This is a genomic window from Syntrophomonas sp. UBA1041, from assembly GCF_002316705.1.
Taxonomy (GTDB): Bacteria; Bacillota; Syntrophomonadia; order Syntrophomonadales; family Syntrophomonadaceae; genus DTU019.
This window is the reverse complement of sequence record NZ_DCEA01000116.1, coordinates 30,611-38,216: the sequence shown is the minus strand read 5'-3', so window position 1 is coordinate 38,216 and position 7,606 is coordinate 30,611. Positions and strand designations below refer to the sequence as shown.

Here is a 7,606-nt window from a genome sequence, read left to right as displayed (position 1 = left end):
TGGTGCCTTGGGGCGGAATCGAACCACCGACACGCGGATTTTCAGTCCGCTGCTCTACCAGCTGAGCTACCGAGGCTAATATGGCGAAGCCGAAGGGATTTGAACCCTCGATCTCCGGCGTGACAGGCCGGCATGTTGACCGCTACACCACGGCTCCGCAACGAAATTTATTATAGCATCACCTGCTTTTTTAGTCAACACACCAGTCATTTTCTGTCGTTGAGCAGCGATACTGTCATGGCGCCTGTTCCTGAGAATATGTAATTTATTGGATAATATTAATGCTTGCCGTGGCAATATTTTATTATACATTCTTCTGCCAACCGTGTTAAAGCGGTTTTTTCCGCCTTTATTGCCGGTTCTTGCCGTCATATTTGAGCCGCCCGGGCAAATACTAAGCCAAAAGAGGTGTTATTATGCCAGAACACAAAGCGGATGTACACCCCAAGCAGCGCAGTTATGCCATGCGAATGGCCAGGGGCGACACCGGGAGAAATTTTTTAAACGAGTTCTTCGATGTTGTCTTTTACGGCGTTGACAGTATGTTGTATGAATTCGGCTTATTTAAGGATCAGGAAAAATCATCCCTTCCCTTGAGGAAGCCATTGCAGGGTCAGGAAAAAGCCCAACCGCCCTCGGGCAGTTATTTATCGCGGTCAGAAAACGCCCGGTCGCGGTACGGCAATCTTAGCAAAGCCCGGTCAGAAAATGACCCGAGGCTGCAAGAAGACCCTCAACCGCCTTCCTCCCCGGAATAGACCCTACGGCCGGGCCTGGGATGCCAACAGGCTGGCCTGCAGCCCGGCCACCTGCCCTTCCCCGATTGATTTAGCCACCTGATAGGGCTTGCCGGTGCAGTCGCCGGCGGCCAGAACGCCGTGAAGATTGGTTTCCTGTTTGCGGTTTACCTTTATGTGGCGGTCTTCCATCTCCAATCCCGGCACCAGCCGGCTGGGCGAAGTTTCGCCCCCCAGGATGAACAGCCCGTCGACCGGGATGACCTGATCATTGGTCATGCGCACCCCGGTTACTTCGTTTTCCCCTACGATCTCTCGCGGTCTTTCCTGCAAAACCTTAACACGGGCATCCATGGTTCCAACCTTTTTATACAGGGGCACATAATAGACATTACGGCAGATTTGCACCATGAAATCGGCTTCGTTTTCCCCCTCCTCATTATGGGAGATGAGCATCACGGTTTTATCCCGGTACAGCGGACCGTCGCAGGTGGCGCAATAGCCCAGTCCCTTGCCCAGCAGTTCTTCTTCCCGGGGCAGGGTGCTTTTGTAGGGAACCCCGGTGGCTATAATGATGGTTTTGCTGTTGATAAATTCATCCTGCAGCAGGAGTTGGTAGCCCGCTCCGGTGTCATTGATCAAGTCCACTTTGCCGTTGACGATTTCTATATCCATGGCCTGGGCGTGATCCATGAAGCGCTTCAAGAGTTCGGCGCCGCTGGTGGCGGGCAGCCCCAAGTAGTTGTCGATCTTCTGCGCCTTGTGCATAGGCGGGCTGCAGGGGTCTCCCCCGATGACCAGAACCTTTTTGTTGCGGATGGTGGCGTTGACGGCGGCCGATAAGCCGGCCGGTCCACAGCCTAAAACTACCACATCATAATCTGCATGCCGCATCTTATCCCTCCTTTACTCTGCTAACAGTATGCGCCCTAACTCATGCCTATAACCTAACTGGTGCATTTGATTGACTTAAATGTCACCGCCCGGGACAGAAACCGCATGGCGGGTCTTTCCTGACAGTGTTTTGCCTATGGACGAAAACAATCTCGTTAATTCAAGTTCAGACAGTTCGGTTATGGAAAATACGTTTATGATAAAAAAGCCACGCAAGAATACGTGCGATGGAAAACTCGTTTATGTTTGTGATAAAGAATCGCCAGCCGCAATTAAGTGGTCTTCTTGAAAAGGAAATCGCCGAGCGCTTTCCCGGCGATGTGATTGACGGATCATCTAACCGCTCAGGCATTTCGCGGCCTTGCTACCGGGCGATTTGCGTCCCATAGGGTATGCGGAACATTACTTGTCCCGCATGACTTCCTGCGGTTAGATCTCATGGGCGATGCGATTTAATTCTTCTATGGTTTCGGTCAGCTCTTTGATCCGGTTGCTTAAGACCTGCATCAAGCTGGCCTGCTGATCGCTGCGCTGCACGATTGCCTGTGATTCAGACATGATCATATCCAAATCTGCTCTTATGGCCTGTAAGGCATTGCCGGTTTCCTCACAGAGGGGGCCGCTGTCCTCTATCTGATGCAGGGATTGCTGGACGTTCTGGATATGCTTGTAGAGCACGGCGTTGTTGATTTTCACATCGTGGCTTTCCATTGCCAGCCTTTTCAGGGCGATGCCCATCTCGGCCGTCCCCACTTGATAGGTGTTGGCCAGTTTGCGCAGGGAAAAGGCGCTGTCGCGGCTCAGTGACATGGCGAAGGCGCCCAATAGCAAGTCCGGTTGGTCGTCGTCAAATATCGGAGCGGCAAATACCTTTATAGGTTCTCCGTAGTAGCTGAGATCCAATTCCATAGCCACCACTTGCTCGGTGCGAATGGCGGTTCCGGAGGGTCCATGGGGTACATAAGGCTCCCCTACTTTTACTCCCGGAACGGAATCGGCCGGAGCCTTAAAGATCACTTTTTCCAGATTGGAGAGGTAAAATGTGAAACCCGGCGGCAGGGCTTGCAGCATGCCTTCTACAACCAGCGGATAGGAATCCCAAAATTTGCTGCCCATGATAACGCCTCCTTTTTACTGCTTCTAAGTTAATTATAAGGGTCGTGCCATTATATAGCAATTCCAGCTGGAGCCGGCCGTTCATAATGATTGGCGCTGGCGGGCGTCTTATCATCCCGGCCCGGAGATGCTATACTGATTCTAATCATTGCGAGGAGGAAACAATATGAAATACCTGCTCATCCTGGCCGATGGGATGGCTGACGAGCCGATCGAAGCACTGGACAATACAACCCCTCTGCAGTATGCGCAAACGCCGAATATAGATTTTCTGGCTAAAACCGCTGTGATCGGAACCGCGCAGACCATTCCCCAGAGTTTCCCGCCAGGGAGCGACGTCGCCAATTTGTCGGTTCTGGGTTATGATCCCAGGCTTTACTATACCGGCCGCAGCCCTATAGAAGCAGTCAGTATGGGTGTTTCCATGAGCGATACTGACCTGGCGCTACGCTGCAATCTGGTCACATTGTCCGAGGGCTCTTGCTACGCACACCGTACAATGGTCGATTACAGCGCCGGAGAAATCAGCACTGAGGAATCCAGGCAGTTGATTGGCTTCTTACAAGGCGAGCTGGGAAATGACCAATTGAGCTTCCATCCCGGGATAAGCTACCGCCACCTCTTGCTGTGGAAAGACGGGCATGAGCGGATAATGGAATTGACCCCGCCCCATGATATCTCGGGCAGAGTGGTGAAAGACTATCTGCCTCAGGGCAAAGACAGCACAGCCTTGCTCGAGCTGATGGAAAGAAGCCTGGTCTTATTGGAAAATCATCCGGTTAATATTGAGCGTCGCCGACAGGGAAAAAACCCGGCGCTTTCCGCCTGGTTCTGGGGGCAGGGCAAAAAGCCGGCTTTAGATAGTTTTGCCGATAAATACGGATTACAGGGATCTGTGGTGGCCGCCGTCGATCTGGTCAAAGGCCTGGGAATTTGTGCCGGGCTGCGTCCGGTGGCCGTACCCGGTGCAACCGGCGCAGTTGAGACCAATTTCGCCGGCAAAGCCCGGGCTGCTTTAAATGAGCTCCTGGGCGGGCAGGACTTTGTATATATGCATATTGAATCTCCGGACGAAGCCGGCCATCAGGGCAACTTGAAAGCCAAATTGTGGAGCATTGAACAGATCGACAAAGAAGTGGTGGGCCTGCTGCGCTCCGAACTGGATAAATTCGACGACCTGCGGGTGATGATCATACCCGATCATCCCACCCCGCTGTCGATTAGAACCCACAGCAGCGGGATGGTTCCTTATATGATATTTGACAAGAACAACCCGGTGATAGGCGGAATAGGCCGCTACGACGAGGAGTCCGCCCGAGAAGGCCGCCATTTCCCGGCCGGACACCAGGTTATGGACTATTTCATCAAAGGCTGAGCAGTAAAAGTACACAGCCAGGCACGGGGACGGCAGGCGGTGTGAAAAGTCCCTAAATTGGCGATTGAATTCTCCAAAGCGGGAGAGGAACGAGTTGTTCCGGTCAACAGACTAGCCTCCGCCCCAAATAAAAGCCAAAAATCGGCTGTAAGTGGGGCGATTGAAAACCACAGATAGTTTTCACAATCTGACGGTTATTTTGCCTGCCTGTGCCTGCTTTCGTCCTCGTCCCAATATTTACAGCTTGAGGAACCTGGCCACGGTGTTTTGCATATCGGCCGGGCTGGTGGTGGTGTCGTGCAAGACCGGACGCTTATCCAGGTCTCGTATGCCTTGGGGAACCTCGCTTCCGGTCCATTCAGACAGGAAGCGGATCAAGCTGAATTCATCTTTGCCGGCCCGGATGGCTTCGGGGAGAATGGCCTCGGCCACGCTGCTGCCAAACTTGAAGGGGCTGGCGGTTGAGGCTATGATGGTGGTGCGATTATCCCCGGTCTTCTCCCGATAACGGTCATAAACGCACAAGGCCACCGCGGTGTGCGTGTCCGCCAGGTATTGATACGTATCCCAGGTCTTGCGGATGGTCGCGATGGTCTGGCGATCATCCCCGAAATCAGACCAGAACAATTCTTGTATTTTATCCCGCACCAGGCCGCTGACCTCATAGCGCCCGGCTGCGGAAAGCTGTTTCATCCATGCGTTTACCTGCTGAAAATCATGCCCGCTGACCTCGGCCAGAAGCCGCTCCAGATTGGAAGAGATCAGAATATCCATGGAAGGGGATATGGTTTTATAAAAGGGGCGGTTGCGGTCATAGACCCCGCTGTTTATAAAGTCGGTCAGAATATTATTGGCATTGGCGGCACAGATCAAACGCCCCACCGGCAGCCCCATTTGCCGCGCGTAAAAGGCCGCCAGAATGTTGCCGAAGTTGCCGGTCGGCACTACGATATTAACCGCTTCCCCGTATTCAATGCGCCCTTCCCGCAGCAGATCGGCATAGGCGGATAAGTAGTATACGATTTGCGGCAACAGCCGGCCCCAGTTTATGGAGTTGGCCGACGACATCTTCAAATTATTCCCGGCCAAACGGCCGATGAAGTCCTGATCGCCAAAAATTTTCTTGACCCCGTTCTGCGCATCGTCAAAGTTACCGGTAACACCTGCTACGTTTACATTCTCCCCGGCTTGGGTGACCATCTGCAGGCGCTGCACCTGGCTGACCCCCTGAGCGGGATAAAACACCACGATCTGTGTCCCGGCTACATCCCTGAATCCCTCCAGGGCCGCTTTGCCGGTATCTCCGGAAGTGGCCACCAGGATAACGATCTGATTATTCTCTCCGGTCTTTTTCATACTTGTTGTCAGCAGATGCGGCAGTATCTGCAGGGCCATGTCCTTGAAGGCGCTGGTGGGGCCGTGCCACAGTTCCAGCATGTGCAGCCGGGGCGATAATTCTATAAGGGGCGCGATCTGGGCACTGTCGAAGTTGCGCTGGTTATAAGCGGCCTTAATGCAGTCTGACACCTCTGCGGGGCTGAAATCGGTCAGATATTGCTGCAGAACAGTTTGCGCCCGGCCTTGATAGGGCAGGTCGATCCAATTTATAAAATCCTCTTTACTCAATGAGGGTATCTTATCCGGTATGTACAGGCCGCCATCCGGTGCGATGCCGTTTATAATGGCCTGAGCGGCCGTTACGCTGGGGCTGTTTCCCCGGCTGCTCTGATATTGCACTTAATCCATCTCCTTATTGATGCTCCCGGGCTGGCCGGGCGAAGCGGCCTGCCTAACAGGGCTTGTTCTTCATTTTATACTGAAAGCATTCTATATGAAAGCCTGATTCTCCTGATACAGGTTAATAAAACTGCTTGTACCAGGCCAGGATCTGTTCCCCCCACAAGAGGGTCAGCATAGCCCCCAGGCTCAGGAATGGCCCCAATGGAATCGCGGCTTTGAGATCTTTATGCTGTCTCACCATCCATCCCAGGCCGGCTGCCGCGCCTATTAATATCCCCAAAAATATGGCCAGCAAGGAGGAAGGCCAGCCCAGATAAAGGCCGATCACTGCCGCCATTTTTATATCCCCTCCCCCCATGCCGCCCGGATACAGAAGAGCTGGCGCCAACAGCAGGAGCCCGGCACTCAATGCGCCCCAAAACGCAGGCCAAAACCGCTCTGGTGAAAACAGCAAACACAGCATTAAAAAAGCCAGGGTCATAAATGTTAAAAGCCGGTTGGGTATAATCCGCAGTTCCATATCAATGGCAGAGGCCACAAGCAGTCCGCAGAATAATAAGGCATCTTGCAAGAACTGCCAGCCCCATCCCGAATGGGCGTATAGTGCCGCCATGCCCAGCGCAGTGCCAGCTTCGACAAGCGGATACCTCCAGGCGATGGCCTGGCCGCAATACCGGCAAGAACCCCGCCGGAGCACAAAGCTCAATAGCGGTATCAAATCGCCGGCCTGCAGGTCATGCCCGCAGACCGGGCAATAAGATCCCGGCCAGACTGTAGACTGAGCCCGCGGCAAACGCCAGATGCAGACATTTAAAAAGCTCCCGATGAACAGACCCAACAAGATTATAATAGCCAGCATGGGCAAGGTTTCCTCCAAAAATAAAACTAGGAGCGATGATTTTTTAATAATAAATAGTATCAGAGCAAATCATGGCAGTTATCAGTATATAATAGTAATATAATTAATAAAATTAATGCAGGCATTAAGATCCTGCCAGCCCATATCGATGCCCCCAACAGACGTATACCCCAAACCAGGGCTTGATCTCCCTGGAATAATTAACAGCACTTTTTTCTAACAATAAAGTGATAACGCAACAGGTTATGGCAATATTTTACAACATTCTGCCCGGGAGGTGGTAATTTTGGGACAGTTACTGGCTTTATTGATCATAGCAGTTGTCGCCAAATTTGCCTGGGACGCTTATAAAGAGCAGCAGGTCAAAACCAAACGGGAGGGCAAAGTCATAGATTTGAGCAACGCCTGGGTTGACCTCAACGATATGCCTTACCGTAAGCGTGATTTCATTCTCAATGCGCGCGAACTGTCAGGTTTCCGCCTGATATCCGAAACCCTGGATGACCGCTATGTAGTATTTCCCAAGGTGCGGCTGGCTGATCTGCTGTCGATGCCTGCCGACACCCCGCGCCGCCAGGAATATTTGGAGAGGGTTAAAGACCGCCGGGTCGATTTCGTCATCTGTGCCAGTAATAATCTGGAGCCATTGCTGGTGGTATTTGCCGGCAATCCCAGCGAGGCCAGAAAGAAATCGGCCGGCGACCGTTTTACCCTGCGGGCCCTGGAAGCCGCGGGGCTGCCTTATACCGGCCTGGACGTTGCCAACCTGCCTGGCAGCCAGGATCTTTTGGCAACTTTTCAAGCAGCCGGCCTGGCCATATAGATTGTATCAGAAGTCATGCCCGCCACCAGACAAGTAAAAACCGTGTCGCAGGCATTCTCCGC

7 protein-coding genes, 2 tRNA genes and 1 pseudogene are annotated in these 7,606 nt (G+C 52.8%); 4 read left to right on the top strand and 6 right to left on the bottom strand.

Annotated elements, in window-relative coordinates; all coding sequences use genetic code 11:
• A tRNA-Phe gene (locus tag B2633_RS17070) sits at window positions 1-76 on the bottom strand.
• 5 nt (window positions 77-81) lie between these two features.
• Window positions 82-157, bottom strand: a tRNA-Asp gene (locus B2633_RS17065).
• 259 nt (window positions 158-416) lie between these two features.
• Here B2633_RS17065 and B2633_RS17060 point away from each other — a divergent pair.
• Window positions 417-758 carry a hypothetical protein gene (locus B2633_RS17060; RefSeq protein ID WP_483171870.1) on the top strand — a complete coding sequence of 114 codons (342 nt, stop codon included), beginning with the start codon at window positions 417-419 and terminating at the stop codon, window positions 756-758.
• Between the two features lie 3 nt (window positions 759-761).
• On the opposite strand, the gene B2633_RS17055 is transcribed toward B2633_RS17060, so the two are convergent.
• Window positions 762-1,631 (bottom strand): NAD(P)/FAD-dependent oxidoreductase, encoded by an 870-nt coding sequence (locus B2633_RS17055; RefSeq protein WP_483171869.1) that lies wholly within the window; start codon window positions 1,629-1,631, stop codon window positions 762-764.
• A gap of 109 nt (window positions 1,632-1,740) precedes the next feature.
• Between B2633_RS17055 and B2633_RS17050 the strand changes: the two are divergent.
• Window positions 1,741-1,850: pseudogene (locus B2633_RS17050) on the top strand (spore photoproduct lyase); the annotation flags it as partial.
• A gap of 210 nt (window positions 1,851-2,060) precedes the next feature.
• On the opposite strand, the gene B2633_RS17045 reads toward B2633_RS17050, so the two are convergent.
• Window positions 2,061-2,747: a hypothetical protein gene (locus B2633_RS17045; RefSeq protein WP_483171868.1), complete on the bottom strand. Its 687-nt coding sequence runs from the start codon at window positions 2,745-2,747 to the stop codon at window positions 2,061-2,063.
• Between the two features lie 166 nt (window positions 2,748-2,913).
• Here B2633_RS17045 and B2633_RS17040 point away from each other — a divergent pair, with 166 nt between their 5' ends.
• A complete protein-coding gene (locus B2633_RS17040; protein ID WP_483171867.1) occupies window positions 2,914-4,122 on the top strand; it encodes a cofactor-independent phosphoglycerate mutase in 1,209 nt (402 codons plus the stop codon).
• Between the two features lie 237 nt (window positions 4,123-4,359).
• Here B2633_RS17040 and thrC read toward each other — a convergent pair whose 3' ends face one another.
• Window positions 4,360-5,859, bottom strand: a complete 1,500-nt coding sequence (gene thrC, locus B2633_RS17035; RefSeq protein ID WP_483171866.1) for a threonine synthase — start codon at window positions 5,857-5,859, stop codon at window positions 4,360-4,362.
• Between the two features lie 121 nt (window positions 5,860-5,980).
• Window positions 5,981-6,721, bottom strand: a complete 741-nt coding sequence (locus tag B2633_RS17030) for a prepilin peptidase (protein ID WP_483171865.1) — start codon at window positions 6,719-6,721, stop codon at window positions 5,981-5,983.
• A 286-nt stretch (window positions 6,722-7,007) separates the two neighbouring features.
• Here B2633_RS17030 and B2633_RS17025 point away from each other — a divergent pair, with 286 nt between their 5' ends.
• Window positions 7,008-7,544, top strand: a complete 537-nt coding sequence (locus B2633_RS17025; RefSeq protein WP_483171864.1) for a DUF2726 domain-containing protein — start codon at window positions 7,008-7,010, stop codon at window positions 7,542-7,544.
• Window positions 7,545-7,606: the final 62 nt, after the last annotated feature.

Excerpts from the sequence above, each read along its gene's own strand:
- B2633_RS17060 (WP_483171870.1), top strand. The coding sequence starts at position 417 with ATGCCAGAACACAAAGCGGATGTACACCCCAAGCAGCGCAGTTATGCC.
- B2633_RS17055 (WP_483171869.1), bottom strand. The coding sequence starts at position 1,631 with ATGCGGCATGCAGATTATGATGTGGTAGTTTTAGGCTGTGGACCGGCC.
- B2633_RS17045 (WP_483171868.1), bottom strand. The coding sequence starts at position 2,747 with ATGGGCAGCAAATTTTGGGATTCCTATCCGCTGGTTGTAGAAGGCATG.
- B2633_RS17040 (WP_483171867.1), top strand. The coding sequence starts at position 2,914 with ATGAAATACCTGCTCATCCTGGCCGATGGGATGGCTGACGAGCCGATC.
- B2633_RS17030 (WP_483171865.1), bottom strand. The coding sequence starts at position 6,721 with ATGCTGGCTATTATAATCTTGTTGGGTCTGTTCATCGGGAGCTTTTTA.